22 protein-coding genes are annotated in these 18,892 nt (G+C 72.3%); 12 read left to right on the top strand and 10 right to left on the bottom strand.

Features of this window, described 5'->3' with window-relative positions:
- The first annotated feature begins 345 nt into the window (after nucleotides 1–345).
- From ACZ63E_RS10300 to ACZ63E_RS10320, 5 genes are all read left to right on the top strand, one after another.
- Nucleotides 346–1,659: an MFS transporter gene (locus ACZ63E_RS10300; protein WP_465335731.1), complete on the top strand. Its 1,314-nt coding sequence runs from the start codon at nucleotides 346–348 to the stop codon at nucleotides 1,657–1,659.
- The gene (locus ACZ63E_RS10305; protein WP_465335732.1) at nucleotides 1,656–2,510 is read left to right on the top strand and encodes an NAD(P)H-binding protein; all 855 of its coding nucleotides are present in this window, start codon (nucleotides 1,656–1,658) and stop codon (nucleotides 2,508–2,510) included. Before ACZ63E_RS10300 ends, ACZ63E_RS10305 begins: the two co-directional genes overlap by 4 nt.
- Before the next feature lie 18 nt (nucleotides 2,511–2,528).
- On the top strand, nucleotides 2,529–3,176 hold the full coding sequence (locus tag ACZ63E_RS10310; RefSeq protein WP_465335733.1) for a response regulator: 648 nt from the start codon (nucleotides 2,529–2,531) through the stop codon (nucleotides 3,174–3,176).
- Between the two features lie 101 nt (nucleotides 3,177–3,277).
- A complete protein-coding gene (locus ACZ63E_RS10315) occupies nucleotides 3,278–3,910 on the top strand; it encodes a response regulator transcription factor (protein WP_465309450.1) in 633 nt (210 codons plus the stop codon).
- Nucleotides 3,911–3,913: 3 nt separating this feature from the next.
- Nucleotides 3,914–4,324, top strand: coding sequence for a Pvc16 family protein (locus ACZ63E_RS10320; protein ID WP_465335734.1), 411 nt, complete (start codon nucleotides 3,914–3,916; stop codon nucleotides 4,322–4,324).
- Here ACZ63E_RS10320 and ACZ63E_RS10325 read toward each other — a convergent pair.
- On the bottom strand, nucleotides 4,214–4,990 hold the full coding sequence (locus tag ACZ63E_RS10325) for a TetR/AcrR family transcriptional regulator (RefSeq protein WP_465335735.1): 777 nt from the start codon (nucleotides 4,988–4,990) through the stop codon (nucleotides 4,214–4,216). The genes ACZ63E_RS10320 and ACZ63E_RS10325 overlap by 111 nt on opposite strands.
- A gap of 67 nt (nucleotides 4,991–5,057) precedes the next feature.
- On the opposite strand from ACZ63E_RS10325, the gene ACZ63E_RS10330 reads away from it, so the two are divergent.
- A complete protein-coding gene (locus ACZ63E_RS10330; protein WP_465335736.1) occupies nucleotides 5,058–6,182 on the top strand; it encodes an FAD-dependent oxidoreductase in 1,125 nt (374 codons plus the stop codon).
- Nucleotide 6,183: 1 nt separating this feature from the next.
- Here ACZ63E_RS10330 and ACZ63E_RS10335 read toward each other — a convergent pair whose 3' ends face one another.
- Nucleotides 6,184–7,467: an ATP-binding protein gene (locus ACZ63E_RS10335; RefSeq protein ID WP_465335737.1), complete on the bottom strand. Its 1,284-nt coding sequence runs from the start codon at nucleotides 7,465–7,467 to the stop codon at nucleotides 6,184–6,186.
- A 3-nt stretch (nucleotides 7,468–7,470) separates the two neighbouring features.
- Nucleotides 7,471–8,166 (bottom strand): response regulator transcription factor, encoded by a 696-nt coding sequence (locus ACZ63E_RS10340; protein WP_395932280.1) that lies wholly within the window; start codon nucleotides 8,164–8,166, stop codon nucleotides 7,471–7,473.
- 42 nt (nucleotides 8,167–8,208) lie between these two features.
- On the opposite strand from ACZ63E_RS10340, the gene hisN reads away from it, so the two are divergent.
- The gene (hisN, locus tag ACZ63E_RS10345; RefSeq protein ID WP_465336093.1) at nucleotides 8,209–8,994 is read left to right on the top strand and encodes a histidinol-phosphatase; all 786 of its coding nucleotides are present in this window, start codon (nucleotides 8,209–8,211) and stop codon (nucleotides 8,992–8,994) included.
- 490 nt (nucleotides 8,995–9,484) lie between these two features.
- On the opposite strand, the gene ACZ63E_RS10350 is transcribed toward hisN, so the two are convergent.
- From ACZ63E_RS10350 to ACZ63E_RS10370, 5 genes are all read right to left on the bottom strand, one after another.
- Complete coding sequence (locus ACZ63E_RS10350) at nucleotides 9,485–9,745, bottom strand: hypothetical protein (RefSeq protein ID WP_003105220.1); 261 nt, start codon at nucleotides 9,743–9,745, stop codon at nucleotides 9,485–9,487.
- The gene (locus ACZ63E_RS10355; RefSeq protein ID WP_465335738.1) at nucleotides 9,745–10,695 is read right to left on the bottom strand and encodes a TNT domain-containing protein; all 951 of its coding nucleotides are present in this window, start codon (nucleotides 10,693–10,695) and stop codon (nucleotides 9,745–9,747) included. The genes ACZ63E_RS10350 and ACZ63E_RS10355 overlap by 1 nt, the downstream gene beginning before the upstream one ends.
- Before the next feature lie 102 nt (nucleotides 10,696–10,797).
- A complete protein-coding gene (locus ACZ63E_RS10360; protein ID WP_465335739.1) occupies nucleotides 10,798–11,727 on the bottom strand; it encodes a hydroxymethylglutaryl-CoA lyase in 930 nt (309 codons plus the stop codon).
- Complete coding sequence (locus ACZ63E_RS10365; RefSeq protein WP_465309173.1) at nucleotides 11,727–12,314, bottom strand: PH domain-containing protein; 588 nt, start codon at nucleotides 12,312–12,314, stop codon at nucleotides 11,727–11,729. Before ACZ63E_RS10365 ends, ACZ63E_RS10360 begins: the two co-directional genes overlap by 1 nt.
- An 85-nt stretch (nucleotides 12,315–12,399) precedes the next feature.
- Nucleotides 12,400–13,200, bottom strand: a complete 801-nt coding sequence (locus ACZ63E_RS10370; RefSeq protein ID WP_465335740.1) for a biotin--[acetyl-CoA-carboxylase] ligase — start codon at nucleotides 13,198–13,200, stop codon at nucleotides 12,400–12,402.
- Nucleotides 13,201–13,281: 81 nt separating this feature from the next.
- On the opposite strand from ACZ63E_RS10370, the gene ACZ63E_RS10375 reads away from it, so the two are divergent.
- The 3 genes from ACZ63E_RS10375 to ACZ63E_RS10385 all read left to right on the top strand — a co-directional run bounded on the left by ACZ63E_RS10375 (nucleotide 13,282) and on the right by ACZ63E_RS10385 (nucleotide 15,322).
- Nucleotides 13,282–14,307 (top strand): C40 family peptidase, encoded by a 1,026-nt coding sequence (locus ACZ63E_RS10375; protein ID WP_465309169.1) that lies wholly within the window; start codon nucleotides 13,282–13,284, stop codon nucleotides 14,305–14,307.
- A gap of 86 nt (nucleotides 14,308–14,393) precedes the next feature.
- The gene (locus ACZ63E_RS10380) at nucleotides 14,394–14,945 is read left to right on the top strand and encodes a hypothetical protein (RefSeq protein ID WP_465335741.1); all 552 of its coding nucleotides are present in this window, start codon (nucleotides 14,394–14,396) and stop codon (nucleotides 14,943–14,945) included.
- A 41-nt stretch (nucleotides 14,946–14,986) separates the two neighbouring features.
- On the top strand, nucleotides 14,987–15,322 hold the full coding sequence (locus tag ACZ63E_RS10385) for a VOC family protein (RefSeq protein WP_465335742.1): 336 nt from the start codon (nucleotides 14,987–14,989) through the stop codon (nucleotides 15,320–15,322).
- Between the two features lie 2 nt (nucleotides 15,323–15,324).
- On the opposite strand, the gene ACZ63E_RS10390 is transcribed toward ACZ63E_RS10385, so the two are convergent.
- On the bottom strand, nucleotides 15,325–16,347 hold the full coding sequence (locus ACZ63E_RS10390) for an alkene reductase (RefSeq protein WP_465335743.1): 1,023 nt from the start codon (nucleotides 16,345–16,347) through the stop codon (nucleotides 15,325–15,327).
- Between the two features lie 65 nt (nucleotides 16,348–16,412).
- Here ACZ63E_RS10390 and ACZ63E_RS10395 point away from each other — a divergent pair, with 65 nt between their 5' ends.
- On the top strand, nucleotides 16,413–17,261 hold the full coding sequence (locus tag ACZ63E_RS10395) for a sigma-70 family RNA polymerase sigma factor (RefSeq protein ID WP_465335744.1): 849 nt from the start codon (nucleotides 16,413–16,415) through the stop codon (nucleotides 17,259–17,261).
- Between the two features lie 34 nt (nucleotides 17,262–17,295).
- On the opposite strand, the gene ACZ63E_RS10400 is transcribed toward ACZ63E_RS10395, so the two are convergent.
- Complete coding sequence (locus ACZ63E_RS10400) at nucleotides 17,296–17,883, bottom strand: dihydrofolate reductase family protein (RefSeq protein WP_465335745.1); 588 nt, start codon at nucleotides 17,881–17,883, stop codon at nucleotides 17,296–17,298.
- A 191-nt stretch (nucleotides 17,884–18,074) separates the two neighbouring features.
- On the opposite strand from ACZ63E_RS10400, the gene ACZ63E_RS10405 reads away from it, so the two are divergent.
- Nucleotides 18,075–18,887: a class I SAM-dependent methyltransferase gene (locus ACZ63E_RS10405; RefSeq protein WP_465335746.1), complete on the top strand. Its 813-nt coding sequence runs from the start codon at nucleotides 18,075–18,077 to the stop codon at nucleotides 18,885–18,887.
- The last annotated feature ends 5 nt before the right edge of the window (nucleotides 18,888–18,892 follow it).

The following is an 18,892-nucleotide window of genomic DNA, read 5'->3' on the forward strand; positions in this document are numbered from 1 at the left end:
GCATCAGCCCGATGCCCTCTCGATCACGCGTGATGCCTCCCGGATCACGCATGATTCCCGGCGGATCTCGCGTGACCGGGGCCGTATCTCGCGTGATTCCCGGCGGATCTCGCGGAATTACTTGTCTTCTGACATGTAGTTGTCTACAGTCATCCTCGTCAGTGTTCCTCCGTGAGGACGCCGTCCGGGTTCGGCCGGGCGAGCGGGACGATTCGAGGTGGTTTCCGAGCGCGAAGAGGTCGCACCCGTTCGCGGGTGACGATGGAGCCTTTTCCCGACTCGACGGGACGCGTGCCCAGCCGCGTCCGCATCTCTCGTCCCTTCTGACGAAACAAGGACCCTTTCTTGAGCACCACCGCGCTGAAACGCGCTCAGCTGAAACATGGCAAAGCACCCGCGCTCGCGGGCCTTTTCCTGTCCGTTTTCCTCGCCATGCTCGACGCCCAGGTCGTCGCCACCGCACTCCCGCGGATCGCCGCCGAATTCACGAGCGCCGGGGCCTATGCCTGGGTCACCACCGCCTACCTGCTCGCCGGCAGTGTCACCGCTCCCTTCTACGGCAAGCTCGGTGACGTCGCCGGGCGCAAACGTGTGCTCCTGGGCGCCCTCGGTCTCTTCCTGCTCGGTTCGCTCGCCTGCGGCCTGGCGCCGTCGGCTGCACTGCTGATCGCCGGGCGCGTCCTGCAGGGCGCCGGCTCCGGAGGCCTCTTCGTCTCCGTAGGCGCTTCGCTCGGCGAGATGTTCACGCCCCGCGAAGGCGCGAAGTACTTCGGGTGGTTCTCGATCTGCTTCGCCGTCGCCTCGCTCGCCGGCCCCGTCTTCGGCGGCCTGCTGACCGATCTGGCCGGCTGGCGGTCGATCTTCCTGGTCAACCTGCCGCTCGGCCTGGTCGCCCTGGTGCTGCTCAAGCACCTCGAACTGCCCCGACGCCGTCGTCAAGCTCCGTTCGACTTCGCCGGCGTGGTCCTGCTCGGGATCACGATCACCGGGTTCACCCTGCTCACGCCGTGGTCGATCGGGCTCGGCGCGCTCACGGCCGTCGCCTTCGTCCTCGTCGAAAGACGAGCCGAAGCGCCGGTGCTGCCGCTACGTCTCTTCAACGACCGGACGTTCACCGTGTCCGTCGTGCTCAGCGTGCTCGCCGGGTTCGCCTTCCTCGGCTCGATCAACTACGTCGCGGTCTTCCTGCAGGCCGACGCCGGCCCGGCGGAAGGCGGGCTACGGCTCGTGCCGATGACGATCGCCGTCGCGGTGGCGTCCGCCGTCGCGAGCCGGGTCATCGCGCGCACCGGCGCCTATCGCTGGGCGCCTCGGCTCAGCATGGCGCTCGGCCTGCTCGCCGTGCTCGGCCTCACGGTCGTCCACGGGCTGCCGCTGGCCCTGCTCTGCCTGGTCGTCTTCGGGCTCGCCGCCGGGCTCAACCTGCAGGTCCTCGCGATGGCGACGCAGAACACCGCGCCGCCGGGAGACCGTGGCGCGGTCGCCGCCACCGTCAACCTCGCCCGCGCGCTCGGCTCGGCCCTCGGCCCGGTCGCGCTCGGCTTCGCCTACCGAGCCGGCGCCCACGGCGTTTTCCTCGCCCTGCTGCCGGTCCTCGCGCTCGCCCTCGTCACGGCGTTCGCGCTCCCGCACGTCCCCCTCAAAGGAGAATCCCGATGATTTTCGTCCTCGGCGCCACCGGCAAGGTCGGCCGCGCCCTCGTCCCCGCCCTGCTCGACGCCGGCGCCGCCGTCCGCGCTCTGACCCGCGATCCCGGGCAGGCCCGCATCGATCCGCGCGCCGAAGTCGTCCAGGGTGACCTCGACACCGCCGATCTCCCCGCGCTGCTCGACGGTTCGGACCGCGTGTTCGTGCTGACCCAGGGACACGCCGCCGACCGCGAACGGGCCGTCGCCGAAGCCGCCGCCCGGGCCGGCGTCACCCACGTCGTCAAGCTGTCCACCACCGGTGTCCACTTCGGACAGAACGACGTGATCACACGCGCTCACGCCGAAGCCGAGCAGGCGGTCCGCGCGGCCGGTCCGATGTGGACGATCCTGCGGCCCGGCGCCTTCATGGACAACCGGTTCGCCTGGCGCGAAACCATCCGCGGCGAGAACGCCGTGTACGCGCCGGACACCGACCCGGCGTCCGCGCTGGTCCACGTCCGTGACATCGCCGACGTCGCGACGCTCGTCCTCACGACGTCCGGCCACGAAGGCGCGACCTACGAGCTCACCGGCGGCGAGGCCCTCACCACCGAGCAGCAGGTGAAGATCCTGTCCGAAGTGCTCGGCCGGCCGATCGAGTACGTCGAAGAGCCCGAAAGCGCCGCGCGCGACCGCATGATTCGGATGTTCGGCTGGCCCGCCCAGGCCGTCGACGGGCTCTTCGCCCTCAAGCGCGAGTCCGCCGGCCACGAACACGTCGTCTTCGACACCGTGGAGCGGCTGCTCGGCCGGCCGCCGCGGACCTTCGCGGACTGGGCGCGTGAGAATGCGGCCGCGTTCACCTACCATTACCGGGGGTGACGGCGGGGAGGTGACCGGATGGCCGACGGCCTGCGTGTCCTCGTCGTCGACGACCACCCCCTCTTCCGCTTCGGCGTCTGCACGCTGCTCGACGCCGAAGCCGGGATCGAGGTCGTCGGCGAGGCCGCGACCGGGGTCAACGCCGTCGAAGCCGCGGCCGCGCTGCGGCCCGACGTCGTGGTCATGGACCTCCACCTGCCCGACCTCTCCGGGATCCAGGCGACCCGGCACATCGTGACCGCGAGCCCGGACACCGGCGTGCTGATGCTGACGATGGCCGACGAAAGCGAGTCGGTCTTCGCGGCGATGCGCGCCGGTGCCCGCGGCTACCTGCTCAAGGACGCCGAGCCGGCCGAGATCATCCGCGCCGTCCAGGCGGTCGCCCGGCGTGAAGCCATCTTCGGCCCCGACATCGCGAACCGCGTCCTCGGCTTCTTCAACCAGCCGCCGGCCACCGAGCCGGTCTTCCCGGAGCTGACCGGGCGCGAGCGTGAGGTCCTGTCGCTGATCGCGGCCGGGCACAGCAACGGCGTCATCGCGAACACGCTGTGCCTGAGCCCGAAAACCGTGCGCAACCACATCTCGAACGTCTTCGCCAAGCTGCACGTCGCCGACCGGGCCGAGGCGATCGTCCGGGCCAGGGACGCCGGCCTCGGGCGGTCCTGAGAGGCGGCCCTCCGGGCAACATCGGGACGCCGGTCCCATGTGCCCGGGACACCTCGGCGGGCAGGCTGAAGGCCTGCACCGTTCGAGGGGAATGGGTGACGATGTTCGAATCCGACAGGACGCCGGTGGTGGTCCGCGCCACCGATCCGATCCTGCACAACGGCGTCTGCATGGCGCTGCGTTCGCGCGACGACGTCCGGGTGGTGGACGCGGAGGCGGCCGACTCCGGCGTGGTCGCGCTGCTGGTCGCCGACCGGCTCGACGAGTCGATGACCCAGCTGCTGTCCGCGTTGCACCACCAGGGCTTCACCCGCATCGTGCTGGTCGCGGGCGAGGTCGACGACAACGAGATCCTCAACGCCGTCGAGCACGGGGTCTGCGCGGTCGCCCGCCGCGCCGACGCCGGGCCGGAGGTGCTCGTCCGGCTGGTCAAGGCCGCCGCGGCCGGGGAGGGCGCGCTGCCGCCCGACCTGCTCGGGCGGCTGCTGAACCGGGTTTCCCGGCTGCAGCGCCAGGTGCTCCAGCCGCGGGGGCTGCACCTGGGCGGGATGAGCAACCGGGAGACCGAGGTGCTGCGGCTGGTCGCGGCGGGCTGTTCGACGCAGGAGATCGCCGACCAGCTGTGTTACTCGCAGCGCACGGTGAAGAGCATCCTGCACGACGTGACCAACCGGTTCCAGCTGCGCAACCGTTCGCACGCGGTCGCGTACGCCCTGCGTGAAGGGTTGATCTGACCCATGATCGCCCAGGTCGACGAGGCCCTGTGCCGGCTGCTGCGGCCGCACCTGCCGGCGGGGACGCAGATCCGGCTCGATCCGCCGAAGCCGACCTGGCAGACGGAGTCGCAGGTGCGGAGCGTGGAGCTGTTCCTCTTCGCGCTGCACGACGCCGTCGGCGAAGAAGACGAGGGGGGAGGGAAGCGCACGGCTCGCCGCTGCGCGCTTTCCTACCTCGTCACCGCGCGGGCCGCGAAGGTCCGCGAAGAACACGATCTGCTCGACGCCGCGCTGCACGCGGTGCTCGACGCCGACGAGGGCTCACCGGTCCGCCCGCGGCTGGCGGCCACCGACCCGACGGCCCTGTGGACCAGCCTGGGCATGCCCGCGCGAGCCGGGTTCGTCCTGCTCGTCACCGCCGACACCGAGTGAGTGCGCGGTGGTGATGCCCGCGAGCACGAGGTCGACCCCGGTGAGGAACTGCTCACGGTCGTCGTGCTCCCGCATCTGCCCCGCGATGGCCCGGACGAACGGGAAGCCGGCCGGGTCGAGCGCTTCCCACGCCGTCGCCACGGTGTCGAGGAACTCGGCGCGGCCCACCGTGAGCCCGGGCGTGTGCGCGTTCGCCGCGTTCTGGCCGGCGGCGCCGAGGACGTAGTGCACCAGCGCCGACGTCGCGGTGAACCAGCCGGCTTCGGGCACGCCGAGCGCCTGGACGTGCCGGCCGAAGCTTTCGAAGACCCGCGGCGCGACCAGGCCCGAGGGGTTCCGGGAGAACTGCGCCGAGAGCTGGGTCGCCAGCCACGGGTGCTCGTCCAGCGCGACGAACAGGCCGAGCGCGACGTCGCGGATCCCGTCCCGCGGTGAGCTCGCGGAGTCCGCCGGCGCGGCCAGCACCGCCTCGACGACGGCTTCGGTCGCGGCGCCGAGCAGCTCGCCCTTGTTCGCGACGTGCCAGTAGATCGCCCCGGCCCCGGTCGCGAGCCGCTCGGTCAGCACCCGGAACGTCAGGCCGCTCTCGCCGGCTTCGTCGAGCACCTCGACGGCCGCTTCGACGATGCGATCCCGGGAAAGAGCCTCTGTGCGCCGCGCAACCATGGCTCCATCTTGACATGACTGGAACGCCGTTCCAATATGGAATGACATTCCAGAGAGGAGCACCACCATGCGCACCCCCATCACGATCATCGGCGCCGGTCTCGGCGGCCTCACGCTCGCCCGGGTCCTGCACGTCCACGGCATCCCGGCCACGGTTTACGAGGCCGAGGCCTCCCCGGCGGCCCGCACCCAGGGCGGGATGCTCGACATCCACGCCCACAACGGCCAGCCCGCCCTCGAAGCGGCCGGCCTGCTCGAGGAGTTCCGCGGCCTGGTCCTGGAGGGCCGCGAAGCGACGCGGATCCTCGACCGGCACGGCACCGTGCTGCTCGACGAACCCGACGACGGCACCGGCGGCCGTCCGGAAGTGCAACGCGGGGAGCTGCGGCAGCTCCTGCTCGATTCACTCCCCGCGGACACCGTCCGATGGGGACACAAGGTCAGCAGCGTCCGCGCGCTCAGCGAGGGCCGCCACGAGGTGACCTTCGCCGACGGCACCACCGTCACCACGGACGTCCTGGTCGGCGCGGACGGCGCGTGGTCGAAGGTCCGGCCCCTGCTTTCCGACGCCGTGCCCGCGTATGCCGGGACGTCGTTCGTCGAGACGTACCTGTTCGACAGCGACACCCGCCACCCGGCCAGCGCGAAGGCCGTCGGCGGCGGCGCGCTGTTCTCGCTCGAGCCGGGCAAGGGCATCCAGGCGCACCGCGAAAGCGGCGGGAACCTGCACACCTACGTCGTGCTGTCGGAGTCCCAGGAATGGTTCGCCGAGATCGACTTCACCGACGCGGCCGCGGCCTCCGCGCGGATCGTGCAGGAGTTCGACGGCTGGGCCCCGGAGCTGACGGCGTTGATCACCGACGGCGAGACCGCCCCGGTCCTGCGCCCGCTCAACACCCTGCCGGCGAACCACCGGTGGGAGCGCGTGCCGGGCGTGACGCTGCTCGGCGACGCCGCCCACCTCTCGGTCCCGAACGGCGAAGGCGCGAACCTGGCCATGGCCGACGGCGCCGAGCTGGGCAAGGCCCTCGCCGCGCACCCGGACGACGTCGAGGCCGCGCTCGCCGAGTACGAGCGGGCCCTGTTCCCGCGGAGCCTCGAAGCCGCCACCGAAGCCGCGAGCGACTTCGAGCTCTGCTTCGGGGAGAACACACCGCACAGCCTGGTCGCCCTGCTCACCGGGCAGGCCTGACTCAGCGCGGGACGCGTTCGGCGGGCCAGCGCACCTCGGGCACGTCGCTGGGCCGCGGGACCTTGAGGAACAGGCTGAACACGGCCGGCCGGCGGTTCGACAGCTCCAGGCGGCCGCCGTCGGCCTCGACCAGCGCGCGGGCCAGCGCCAGCCCGACGCCGGTGGAGCCGCCGCCGGAGAAGCCGCGTTCGAAGATGTGCGGGGCGAGCTCGTCGGGCACGCCCGAGCCGGTGTCGCTGACCTCGATGACCACCGTGCCCTCGGCGTCCCCGCGGCGGGCGACCAGGCTGACCGTGCCCGAGCCGTGGCGCAACGCGTTGTCCAGCAGCACGCCGATGACCTCGCGGAGCCGGCCGGGTGTCGCCCGCGCCATCAGGCCGTCGGCCACGCGCATGCGCAGGTTGCGGCCCTCCGAGCGGAGCAGCTCACGCCACTCCTGCGCCATCTCGGGCAGCTGCGTCGGCAGGTCCACCGGCTCCGCGCCGACCTCACGGGCCGCACGCGCCGCCGCGAGCAGCTCGTCGAGGGCTTCGGCGAGCCGGTCGGCCTGCTCCTGGGCGGCCTTCGACTCGACGGCGACCTCGTCGTCCGGGTGCACGGTGAGCGGTTCGAGCCGCAGCTGCAACGCCGTCAGCCGGCTGCGGAGCTGGTGCGAGACGTCCCCGACGAGCTGGCGTTCCCGCTGCACGAGCTGGGCGAGCGCGGTGCCGGACGCGTCCAGCGCCTCGGCGACCATGTCGAGCTCGCCGACGCCGTAGCGGCTCGGGTCGGGCCGGAAGTCACCGCCGCCGAGCCGCGACGCGCGTTCGGCGACGTGCCGCAGCGGCTTCGCCAGCCGCCGCGCGGTCGCGATCGCCACCACCGCGCCGGTGCCGATCGACAGCAGCACCAGCAGGACGACGACGAGCGTCACGGTCGTCTGGCGTTCGTGCATCGGCCCGGCCGGCACGGCGATCTCCACCTTGCCGTCGCGGGCCAGGTCGGCCGTCTCGCCGACGATGTCGGGGCCCGGGTCGTTGCCGTAGCGCTTCTCCCCCTGGCCGCTGGACCACACGGTGAGCAGGCCGTTCGCCGGGACCGCCGCGCGCACCTGGTCGAGGTCGATCGCCTGGCCGTTGGCGATCTCGGTGTCGAGGATCGCCGCCGCCGCGCGGGCGTTTTCGGCGAGGGTCTCGCGGTAGCTCGACTCGATCTGCCAGCTCGCCACGATGCCCAGCGGGATGCCGAGGACCGCCGCGGTGACCGCGACGGCCAGGAGGATGGCCAGCAGGATGCGGCGGCGCACGGCTTATTCGGCGTTGAAGCGGAAGCCGACGCCGCGGACGGTCGCGATCCGCCGTTCGCCGTCGTGGGTCTTGCTGCTGCGGCCGGCGGCCTCGTCGGCGGCGATGGCGAGCTTCCGCCGCAGCCACGACATGTGCATGTCGAGCGTCTTCGACGTCTTCGACTCGAGGTCGTTCCAGACCTCGGCGAGGATCTCGTCGCGGCTGACGACCTGCCCGGCGCGGCTCATCAGGACGCGCAGCAGCTCGAACTCCTTGTTCGCCAGCTGCACCTCGTGCAGGTCGACGGTGACCAGCCGCGCGCCGAGGTCCATCCGGACCCCGCCGGCCTCGAGCACCTCGGGCACCCGGCGGCGCAGCAGCGCGCGGATCCGGGCGAGCAGCTCGGCCAGCCGGAACGGCTTGGCGACGTAGTCGTCGGCGCCCGCGTCCAGGCCGACGACGAAGTCGACCTCGTCGGTGCGGGCGGTGAGCATCAGGACGGGCAGCTCGGTCCCGTTGGCGCGCAGGCGCCGGCACACCTCCAAGCCGTCCATCCCGGGCAGGCCGAGATCCAGCACGAGCAGGTCGACGCGCTGGGCGGCGGTGGCGTCGAGCACCGAAGGGCCGTCGGTGACGACGTGGATCTCGTATCCCTCACGTTCGAGGGCGCGGGAGAGCGGTTCGGCGATGGCCGGATCGTCTTCGGCAAGTAGGACCATGCTCACCTGGTCAACTCTACGGCGGTGCGGCGTGAAACCATCGTGACCGTGCCTGGCTACGGAGATGATCTGGACCTCGCCACCCGGCTGGCTGACACCGCCGACGCGATCACGGCGGCGCGGTTTCGCGCCCTGGACCTCAGGATCGAGCGCAAGCCCGACCGCACCCCGGTGACCGACGCGGACACCGCGGTCGAAGACGCGATCCGCGCGGTGCTGGCCGCGGAACGCCCGTCCGACGCCGTCCTGGGCGAGGAACGCGGCGGTTCCGCGGCGACGGGCCGCGCTTGGGTGCTCGACCCGATCGACGGCACGAAGAACTTCCTCCGCGGAGTACCCGTCTGGGCGACGCTGATCGCGCTGGTCGTCGACGGCGACCCGGTGGTCGGCATGATCACCGCACCGCTGCTGGGCCGCCGCTGGTGGGCGGCGACCGGGTCCGGGGCGTTCTCGTCCGACTCGGCCGGGACGCGCCGGCTGGCGGTTTCGGGGGTTTCGTCTCTTTCGGACGCTTATCTGTCCACAACGGACCTGAACTCGTGGGGAGAGCACCACTCGCGGGAGAAGTACCTCGAACTGGTGGGCGCGTGCTGGGAATCCCGCGCGTTCGGCGACTTCTGGCACCACGTCCTGGTGGCGGAGGGCGCTTTGGACGTCGCGGCCGAGTGCATCGTGAACCCGTGGGACGTCGCGGCGGCGCAGGTGATCGTGACCGAGGCCGGGGGCCGGTTCTCCGACCTGGACGGCTTGGGCCGGTACGACAACGGGAGCGCGTTGTCGACGAACGGCTTGCTGCACGACGAAGCGCTGGGGATCCTCAAGCGCTAGGCGAGCCGGTCCAATGCGGTGCTGAGGAACGCGTCCCGGCGTAGGCGACGTCGTCCGCCCGCCGGCCCGCAGCCCGAACATCAAAGCCGCGTCGAAGCGCGCCCCGCTGAGATCGTTCCCAAACCACAGGTCGCCGTGCACGAAGACGGTTGGGCCGCCGGGCCTCGGCAGGCGGGCCAGCCGTTCTTCGGCGGCGGCCAGCAGTGCGGTGGTGCCCTTTTCCCGGCGTTGGGCCGCGAAGTCGACGTCCGCGATCGAGCAGGTCCGCAGGTGCAGCCCGTGGTCACCGGCGACCCGCAATGCCGCCGCCTCGGTCGCGAACCGACGGCGATGATCGGGATCAGCGGGGTCCCCGAGCCGCAGCACGGCCGCGTCGGCCCCGTCGAACCTCAGCAACCGCGGATCGGCTCCCTCCCACAGGCCGGTGACCGAAGCCACCCGACCGCGTCGGGCACCCACCGCATGACCTTCCCGGGCAGCTCCCGCTTCGTCACGACCCCGGCAGCAGGCCGACGGCGCCGCGGGCGACCTGCGCCCACGCCAGCCGGCCGAAGAGGTAGTGGCACGCGACCTGCTCGCTGGTGAACCGCGCCCAGTCGTAGCGGTTGCCCTGCTCCCGCCAGAACACCTCCCACGCCTCGTCCTCGCCCTGCATCAGGCACCAGGCGTTGTCGACCTCGGCGCCGAGCGAGACCACCTCCGGCGGGACGCCCAGCACGCCGAGCCAGCGCTGGATCGACTGGGTGTTCATCAGTCCTCTTCCCCCTTGGCCTCGGCGAGATAACCGAGGGTGACGAGCTCGTCCGCCGCCAGCAGCGCACGGTAGCGGGCGCCGCCGCCGACCTGGCCGAACCAGTTCGCGGTCTCCGACCGCCACATCGGCACCGCGCGCACGACGACGTACCGGCGGTACTCGGCGTCCAGCATCCCGGGCGGCAGCGAGCGTTCCGCGAACGGCGTGCCGTCGGCGAAGAACACCCGGCCGTATGCCGGGCCGAAGCGGTCGAGCACGGTGTTGGCCGGGACCATCACCGGCTCGGCGTGGTCGACGCCGCCCTCGGGGAACATCTCCCCCGGCGGCCACGCGTACTCCGGCCCGAGCTCGCTGTGCCCGACGACGAACCGGCGGATCCACACCGCCTGCGTCGCCCGCGCGTACGGGACGTAGTGCTCGGTCAGGTGCGCCGGCACCGGCCGCGGCGGCGCGGTCGGCGACCGGCGGAACCCGGCGGTGACGTTGGTGAGGGCCTGGTCGTCGAAGATCAGCCGGGCGTCCGGGTGGTCGTTCGGGCCGAAGCCGTCCGGGTCGCCCTCGGGCAGGTCGAGCTGCAGCGCCGGTTTGTCCATCGCGACCGGCAGGTGCCCGATCGGGAACATGTGCACCAGGAACAGCGCGACAACGCTTTCCCGTTCGACGCGCGGCGAGCCGAGCGGGGGCAGCGGCGCGGGCGAGCCGGGGTTCGGCGGCGGGCCCGCCACGGGCGGCGGCGGCCCGGCCGGTGCCGGCGGGGCCGGGGGCAGCGGGAACGGCGGCAGGAGCGGCGACACCGCGTGTGGCCACGCGGCGGGATTGCCCGAAGGCGGCGTCGGCGCCTCTTCGAAGGCGCCCGAGTCCGGCAAGCCGTACCCGGGCAGCCGGATCGGCCCGGTGTCGAGGTCGGCCTCGACCGGTTCGGAGCCCGCCTCGGAAGGCTCGGTCACACCCATCCTCCGGCTCGGTCGGTGCCCGCGGGCACACTGTTCGACGCGGCCGCGGCCGGTCCCCCTTGATACCGCACCCTCCGGGTGCGTGCGCAGGCGAGGTCAGCTCAGCGCGGCCACCACGCGGGACGGGCTCGGGCGGCCGAGCTGTCCCGCCATCCACGCGCTGGCCGCCACCAGCGCGTCCAGGTCGACGCCGGTCTCGACGCCGAGGCCGGCCAGCATCCACACCAGGTCCTCGGTGGCCAGGTTCCCGGTCGCCGACTCGGCGTACGGGCAGCCACCCAGTCCGCCCGCCGAAGAGTCCACTGTCGACACTCCACATCGGAGCGCCGCCAGGGTGTTGGCGAGAGCCTGACCGTAGGTGTCGTGGAAGTGCACGGCCAAAGTACCGACATCGCCGAACAGCCCGACCAGGTTCTCGACCTGGCCCGCGGTCGCGACGCCGATGGTGTCGCCCAGCGAAAGCTGCGAGCAGCCCATGTCCAGCAGGTGGCGCCCGGCGTCGGCGACCTGCTTCGCGGGCACCACGCCTTCCCACGGGTCGCCGAAGCACATCGAGAGGTAACCGCGCACATCTAGGCCGGCTTCCCGGGCCCGGGTGACGACCGGCTCGAACATCGCGAACTGCTCGTCCAGCGACGAGTTGAGGTTCTTCTGCGCGAACGTCTCCGTGGCGCTGGCGAAGATCGCGATGTGCTCGACCCCCGCGTCGAGGGCCCGGTTCAGGCCCTTCTCGTTCGGCACCAGCACGGGGTAGCGGACGCCTTCGCGGCGGTCCAGCCCGGCCAGCAGCTGCTCGGCGTCGGCCAGCTGCGGCACCCACTTGGGGTGCACAAAACTGGTCGCCTCCAGCGTGGTCAGGCCGGCGCCCGCGAGCCGGTCGAGGAACTCCAGCTTGACCTCGACCGGGACGATCGTCTTCTCGTTCTGCAGGCCGTCCCGCGGGCCGACCTCCCAGATCGTGACCCGCTCCGGCAGGTCACCCGCCGAGGGGACCCGCTCCGGCAGACCGAGTTCGCGCGTGCCCATCAGCGGCGTCGATCGCCGCGCGGCGGGTGCCCGCCCTGGGGCGGCAGCGGCTCGGTCTGCTGGGGAGCCGGCGCGCCGCCGGGCCGGTAGTCGTCGTACGGGTTGTCGTTGACTTCGCGGTAGATCACCGAGTGCACCTTCTCGACGTGCGGGATGTCCTCGAACCGCAGCGGCTCGTCCGACGCCGACTCGATGATCAGCGAGCCGCAGCCGAAGACCCGGTCGAGCAGGCCGTGCTCGAACTGGACGCTGTTGATGCGGCCCATCGGGATGTCGATGCCGGTGCGCTTCAGCACACCCTCGCGCACGATCAGCCGGTCGGTCGTGACGATGAAGTGGGTGGTGCGCCAGCGCACGAACGGCACCAGGAACAGCCACACGACGAGCACGAGCGCCACCACGCCGATGGCGATCAGCCCGACGGAGTCCCACGGCGAGCCGGCGTCCTTCGCCAGGAGGGCGAGCCAGATGCCCGCGCCCACGGTGACCAGCAACGCGAGCGTCGGGAAGATCAGCATCTTGAAGTGCGGGTGACTGTGCACCACGACGTGCTCTTGCTCGCTGAGCAAATCGTCCGGATAGGCCACGGCGGACGCTCCCAAGGTCGGTGCGGCGGTGTCGTCTCACCGTACCGGCGAGACGCCCGGCCGGTGAGTGCAACGCCCCGAAGAATCAGGCCGGGCGGACGTGCACCACGTCACCCGCGAAGACGGTGTGGCGCTGGCCGCCCGCCATGTCGACCTGCAGCTGCCCCGCGGCGTCGATGTCGGCCGCCCGGCCGACGAGGGACGTGCCGTCCGGGAGCTGCACCTCGACGTCTTGGCCGAGGGTCGCGCAGTGGGCGCGGTAGTCGCCGAGCAGGCCCGCTTCGGTGAGGTCGCCGCCCGCGAGCCGCCAGCGCCGCTCGAGCTCGTCGAGCTCGGTGAGCAGCGCGATCGCGACGTCGGTGCGGTCGGTGTTCGTGGCGCCGCGCTCGGCCAGCGACGTCGCGGGCAGCCCGCCGGGCCCCGGCTGGACGTCGCCGAGCGGCAGCACGTTGAGCCCGATGCCGAGCACGATCGACGCTTCGGCCCCCGCGACGGCCTCGGCGAGGATGCCGGCGCACTTGGCGCCGTCGACGAGGACGTCGTTCGGCCACTTGAGCGAGGCGTCGACGCCGACCCCGGCGGCGGCCGCCCGGACGGCGAGCCCGGCGACGACGGACAGTGAGCCCAGCGCCGAGAACGACACGCCCGACGGCCGCAGCGCGACGCTCAGGTACAGCCCCGCGCCCTTCGGCGAGCTCCAGGACCGCGCGCGCCGCCCGACCCCCGCGGTCTGCTCCTCGGCGAGCAGGACGGTGCGGTCGGCAGCCCCGTCGTCGACGGCTTTCCGCAGGTCGGCGTTGGTAGAGCCGGTCCGCTCGACGACGTCGATCTTCGCGTACCGATCCTGCAGCTCCGCGCTCAGGCGGGCAGCGTCGATCTCAGGCATGTGCCCACCATATGGGAGTCCCCCTAACGTGCAAGCTACTCAGTCGTTCACTAAGAGGTGCGCTCTTCTAAGTTGGACCCCGTGACGACCAAGCCGACCTCCTGGGCTCGTGGTGCGGCCCTGCGCGGCCTCGTCGCGCTGCCGCTCGTCGCGGGTCTCGTGGCCGCGGGCTTCCTGCTGGCCGACCGCTCCCCCGAACCCGCGCCCGCCCCGCTCCCGGTGGCGCGCGACGCGGCGGCGTCGGGCCCATCGGTCCTCGAGGTCAGCGCACCGGTGAAGGCGCAGGAGCCGGGCCAGGGCGCGTCCGGCGCGGGCGGCAAGAGCCCGCTCCAGCAGTGGGCCGAGCAGCTGTCCGGGCCCCTGGACATCCCCGCGGACGCGCTGGTCGGCTACGCGAACGGCGAGCTGGCGCTGCGCAGCGAACAGCCGTCGTGCCACCTCTCGTGGGTCACGCTCGCCGGGGTCGGCTCGGCGGCGTCCGACCACGGCCGCGGCGGAGGGAACCTGCTGGGGCTGACAGCGGCGCAGACCAAGAAGTACGGCGCCGACGCGCCGGTCGCGGCCGGGCGGGCGCTCTGCGCGGGCGGCACCGACCTCGGCGCCGGCCCCGGCTGGTGGAAGGCGATCGCGGCGTACCACCCGGGCAGCGAGACCGAGCTGTTCCGGCAGCGGGTGCTCGGCACGGCGCAGCTGTACGCGACGCTCTCGCTCGACCCGGCGTCGGCCTCGTCGCCGTCGGTCCGTGCGACCCGGTTCGCGCTGGGCCAGCTCGGCCTCCCGTACGTTTGGGGCGGCAACGGCCCCGACGCGGGCGCGGCCGGCTTCGACTGCTCGGGCCTGACGAAGGCGTCGTACGACAGCGCGGGTGTGTCCCTGCCGCGCACGGCGGACAGCCAGTTCCGGGCGCTCCCGCCGGTGCCGGCTTCGCAGGAGCCGCGCCTGGGCGACCTGGTGTTCTATGGCAGCCCGGCGACGCGCATCCACCACGTCGGGCTGTACCTCGGCAACGGCCTGATGATCAACGCACCGACCGAGGGCCAGGCGATCCAGATCCACACGTATCACTCGAAAGGTGACGACTACGCGGGCGCGGGCCGCCCCGCCTGACTCTTTCGTCTCGCGTTTCCGGTTCCGCCCCGCCGCCGGGCCGGTGTCGATTACCCTCCGGATTCTTCGAGGGGAAAGGCACTTTTATGTCCGTTCGCGCGCTATCGGTCCTGGCCACGGGCGTCTTCCTGGTGATCACCGGCTGTTCGAGCGGCGTCGGCGGCACGGCGGCCCCGGCTTCGACTTCGGCTTCGGCTTTGCCCACGCCGTCGTCGTCGACCGCGGCCGTGTCCTCCACACCCGCGCCATCCCCGTCGAGCACGCCGTCCTCGCCCTCGTCAGCTCCGGTCAAGACGGCTGCCGGGGCGATCGCGCGGTACGAGACGTACCTGCACGCGGTGGGCAAGCAGGACGTCGCGACGGTCTGCGAGATCGCCGCGCCGGCCGCGAAGAAGGCCGAGGACGAGGGCTTCGGGCCGTGCGAGCAGACGATCCCGGTCATGTTCGGGTTGATCTCGGCGGCGCAGAAGCGAGCGCTGCAGAGCGCGACGGTCGACCGGGCCCGCGTCAGCGAGGACAGCGCGACGAAGGTCCAGATCCCGGCGAGCGCGATCAAGGCGGCCGTCAAGTTCACCGAAGGCGACCTGGGCGACGCGGTGCTCGAGTACCGCGGCGGCAACTGGTTCGTCGTCGACTGAGCTCGCCGTTTTTGTCGGTGGTCACCGCTAACGTCGCCGGCATGTACGAAGTGGACTTCGTGGAGTTCCCGTCGGCGTCGGCAGTGGCGTCCGGCGAGTTCTTCGAGCGCGCGTTCGGCTGGGCGGCGACCGCCTACGGCCCGGACTACACGGACGTCCGGACCGCGGGACCCACCCTCGGCTTCCAGGCGGACCGGGCCCAGCAGACCGGCGCACCGCTGGTCACCATCCGCACCGACGACCTCGCCGCGGCCCGGACGGCGGTCGAGTCGGCGGGCGGTGTGGTGACGACGGAACCGTTCGCCTTCCCCGGCGGGCGGCGGTTCCACTTCCGCGAACCCGGCGGGAGCGAACTGGCGGTGTGGTGCCCGGAATGACACTAGGACGCCAGCTCGACGTACCCCGCCGCCCCGCCGCCGTAGTAGGTGGCGGGGTCGCCGGGCGCGAGCGGCAGGCCGAGCGCGAACCGCGTCACCAGGTCGGGGTTGGCGATGAAGTGCCGCGCGTAGGAAACGGCGTCGGCGATCCCGGCCGCGACCACGGCGTTGCCCGAGTCGCGGTCGAAGCCGTTGTTGACGATCAGCGGCCCGGCGAACAACCGCCGGTAGCGCGCGAAAGCGGCGAAGTCCGGTCCGTCATCGGCTCCTCGGAGGTGCAGATACGCCACATCCAGTGAAGCGACGAGCTCGTCGTACTCGGCGCGGAGTGTTTCGTCCACAGTGAACAGTCCGCCGGTCCACCACGGCGAAAGCCGCACGCCCACCGCGAGCCCGGACTCGCGCACGGCGGCGACGACGTCGAGCAGCAGCTTCCCCCGGGAGCGGCCGTAAGCGTCGGTGCGGTGGTTCAGCCGCGGGTGCAGGAACTGCGCGAGCAGGTACACGCCGTTGGCCGCGACCTCGACCCCGTCGAACCCGGCGCGGCGCGCGTTTTCCGCCGCCGTGCCGTAGTCCACGACAGTCGCCCGGATCTCGGCCACGCTCATCTCGCGCGGGGTCGGCGTCGGCCGTCGCCCGCTCGCGAGGTGCACCGTTTCGCCCGGGTTCACCGCGGATGGCCCGCCCGGCCGTCCGCCGAGGAACTCCGGGTGCGACACCGCACCGGTGTGCCACAGCTGCAGGACGATCCGGCCGCCGAGTGCGTGCACGACGTCGGTGACCCGCCGCCACCCGGCGACCTGAGCGTCGGTGTGGATGCCGGGGACGTCGGCGAGCCCGACGGCCCGTTCGCTCACCCAGGTGCCTTCGGTGACGACGAGCCCGGCGCTCGCGCGCTGCGCGTAGTAGGCGGCCTGCAGCTCGCCCGGCACGCCGCCGGGGACGCGCGCCCGCGTCACCGGCGCCACCACCACCCGGTTCGGCACCCGCCAGCCACCCAGGTCGGCAGGGGTCAGCAAGCTCATCCGGTCACCTCCGGTCGCGGGGATTCGTCAAAGGAGCGACGGTGACGGCGGGCGAAAGGTGACCGATGGACGACCTGGCGGCGGAGTTCGAGGCCGAGCGCGGCCGGCTGCGCGGGCTGGCCTACCGGATGCTCGGCTCCGCGGCCGAAGCGGACGACGCCGTCCAGGAGGCGTGGCTGCGGCTGAACCGCGCGGAGCCGGTCGACAACCTGGCGGCGTGGCTGACGACGGTCGTCTCCCGTGTCTGCCTCGACGTGCTGCGCTCGCGGAAGGCGCGCCGGGAGGATCCGTTCGAGGTCCTGCCGGAGCCGGTGGACGGCGCCGACCCGGCCGGCGAGGTGGAGCTGGCCGACTCGGTGGGCCGCGCGCTGCTCGTCGTGCTGGCCACGCTCGGCCCGGCCGAGCGGATCGCGTTTGTGCTGCACGACCTGTTCGCGGTGCCGTTCGACCGGATCGCGCCGGTGCTGGACCGGACGCCCGTGGCGGCGAAGAAGCTCGCGAGCCGCGCCCGGCAGCGGGTGCGGGGCACGTCCCCGCTGCCGCCGGCCGACCTGGCGCGGCACCGCCGGGTCGTGGACGCGTTCCTGGCCGCGGCCCGCGGCGGTGACCTGGACGAGCTCCTCGACGTTCTTGCCCCGGACGTCGTGCGCCGCGCCGACCCGGCGGCGCTCCCTTCGGGAGCATGCCTCGAAGCACGCGGCGCCCACGCCGTCGCCGAGGAGACGCAGGTGTTCGGAAAGCGGGCCCGCTTCGCCGAGACGGCCTTGGTAGACGGTGCAGTCGGAGTGGTCGTCGCCCCGCGAGGACGGCTGCTGCTCGCCCTCGCGGTGACCGTCGAGGGTGCGCAGGTGACGTCGTACGAGGTGATCGCCGACCCCGCCCGCCTCGCCGCCCTGCGGATCACGCTCCTGTAAGCCTGCGGCAGTACTGGCGCGACCGGCCCGGCCCTCACCGGTCGATCCGGTAGGACAGGTGCGTCACGCCGGTGCCTTCGATGATCTCCGGCCCGACCAGCTTGGTCATCGCGTCGAGGTTGTCGAAGAACCGGACGCCGGAGCCGAGCAGCACCGGGGCGAGGTCGACCTGGATGCCGTCGAGCAGGCCGAGGTTCAGGCACTGCTGGGCGATCGTGGTGCTGGCGACCGCGACGATCTTGTCACCGGCGACCTGCTTGGCCTGGTCGACGGCGCTCTTGAGGCCGTCGGTGACGAAGGTGAACGGCGCGTCGGGGTGCGGCCAGTCGATGGGCGTGTCGTGGGTGACGACGAAGACCGGCACACCCATCGGGTGCGTGCCGCCCCAGCCCTGGGTCAGGTTGAAGAGGCGGCGTCCGGTGATCAGCGCGCCGACGTTCTCGAGGGCTTCCCTGAGCATCTTCGCGCTGGCTTCGGAGGTCTTGAAGGTCGCCCACTCGGCGGCGGTCGGGACCTCGACGGCACCGTTGCCGAACCACTCGAACAGGTGATCGGTGCGGTCCTCCGGGTCGGCGACGAAGCCGTCGAGGGACATGGACATGTTGGCGATGACCTGGGCCATTGTCTTGCTCCTTTGTGCTGGTCAGGGGCGGTTTCCCTGCTGAGGAGAAGTCTTCCGCGGCGGCGCTCCCGGAAGATCTGCCACCTGGCTGACATCCGGTGACGGGGTGGCCGATGCCTTGACAGCGCCGGGCGGTCCCGGAACTATGAACGTGTGTTCATGAACGCGTGTTCACAACGAAGGGGATGCAGATGAGCGGGATCGTCAACACCGCGCAGGCGGAGGCGTGGAACAGCTACGAAGGGGAGCATTGGGCGACCAACGCCGACCGCTACGACGGCGTGAACAGCGGGTTCAACGAATTCCTGCTCGACCGCGTCGGCGCGGAAGACCGGGTGCTCGACATCGGCTGCGGCAACGGTCAGCTGACACGACTGGCCGCGGCGCGGGGCCGGTCCGCGCTCGGGGTCGACCTGTCCGGGCCGATGCTCGAGACCGCGCGGGCCCGGGCGGGGTCGGACGTGACGTTCGAGCAGGGTGACGTCCAGGTGCACCCGTTCCCCGACGGCGGGTTCGACCTGGCGGTCAGCCGGTTCGGCGTGATGTTCTTCGCCGATCCGGTGGCGGCGTTCGCCAACGTCCGGCGGGCGCTGGGCCCCGGCGGCCGGCTCGCGTTCCTGTGCCTGACCGCGTTGGCGGGCACGGACCTGGGCCGGGTGTTCGGCGCGATGGCGGCGTACCTGCCCCAGCCGACCGGGCCGGACGGCAGCGGCCCGACGTCGTTCGCGGACCCGGACCGGACGAAGGCGGTGCTGACCGAAGCCGGCTTCGAAGACGTGACGTGCACTCACGTCGAGGCCGACCAGATCTGGGGCCGGGACGTCCCGGACGCGGTGCGGTTCATCTCCGATTGGGGCCCGGTGCGCCACCACCTGAGCCTGGTCGACAAGACCTCCGCCGCCCAAGCGACCGAAGCGCTCGCGGCGGCGCTGGAGCCGTTCGCCGCCCCGGACGCGGTGCGGTTGCGCGGTGCGGCGTGGCTGGTCACGGGAAGGAGGACCTGACGGGC

It is taken from the genome of Amycolatopsis sp. NPDC104819, assembly GCF_055583145.1.

Coding starts and splice junctions, on each gene's coding strand:
- ACZ63E_RS10395 (WP_465335744.1), top strand. CDS start 16,413: ATGGACGACCTGGCGGCGGAGTTCGAGGCCGAGCGCGGCCGGCTGCGC.
- ACZ63E_RS10340 (WP_395932280.1), bottom strand. CDS start 8,166: ATGGTCCTACTTGCCGAAGACGATCCGGCCATCGCCGAACCGCTCTCC.
- ACZ63E_RS10310 (WP_465335733.1), top strand. CDS start 2,529: ATGGCCGACGGCCTGCGTGTCCTCGTCGTCGACGACCACCCCCTCTTC.
- ACZ63E_RS10370 (WP_465335740.1), bottom strand. CDS start 13,200: ATGCCTGAGATCGACGCTGCCCGCCTGAGCGCGGAGCTGCAGGATCGG.
- ACZ63E_RS10350 (WP_003105220.1), bottom strand. CDS start 9,745: ATGAACACCCAGTCGATCCAGCGCTGGCTCGGCGTGCTGGGCGTCCCG.
- ACZ63E_RS10390 (WP_465335743.1), bottom strand. CDS start 16,347: ATGAGCTTGCTGACCCCTGCCGACCTGGGTGGCTGGCGGGTGCCGAAC.
- ACZ63E_RS10380 (WP_465335741.1), top strand. CDS start 14,394: ATGTCCGTTCGCGCGCTATCGGTCCTGGCCACGGGCGTCTTCCTGGTG.
- ACZ63E_RS10325 (WP_465335735.1), bottom strand. CDS start 4,990: ATGGTTGCGCGGCGCACAGAGGCTCTTTCCCGGGATCGCATCGTCGAA.
- ACZ63E_RS10315 (WP_465309450.1), top strand. CDS start 3,278: ATGTTCGAATCCGACAGGACGCCGGTGGTGGTCCGCGCCACCGATCCG.
- ACZ63E_RS10305 (WP_465335732.1), top strand. CDS start 1,656: ATGATTTTCGTCCTCGGCGCCACCGGCAAGGTCGGCCGCGCCCTCGTC.
- ACZ63E_RS10400 (WP_465335745.1), bottom strand. CDS start 17,883: ATGGCCCAGGTCATCGCCAACATGTCCATGTCCCTCGACGGCTTCGTC.
- ACZ63E_RS10385 (WP_465335742.1), top strand. CDS start 14,987: ATGTACGAAGTGGACTTCGTGGAGTTCCCGTCGGCGTCGGCAGTGGCG.
- ACZ63E_RS10330 (WP_465335736.1), top strand. CDS start 5,058: ATGCGCACCCCCATCACGATCATCGGCGCCGGTCTCGGCGGCCTCACG.
- ACZ63E_RS10320 (WP_465335734.1), top strand. CDS start 3,914: ATGATCGCCCAGGTCGACGAGGCCCTGTGCCGGCTGCTGCGGCCGCAC.
- ACZ63E_RS10360 (WP_465335739.1), bottom strand. CDS start 11,727: ATGGGCACGCGCGAACTCGGTCTGCCGGAGCGGGTCCCCTCGGCGGGT.
- ACZ63E_RS10405 (WP_465335746.1), top strand. CDS start 18,075: ATGAGCGGGATCGTCAACACCGCGCAGGCGGAGGCGTGGAACAGCTAC.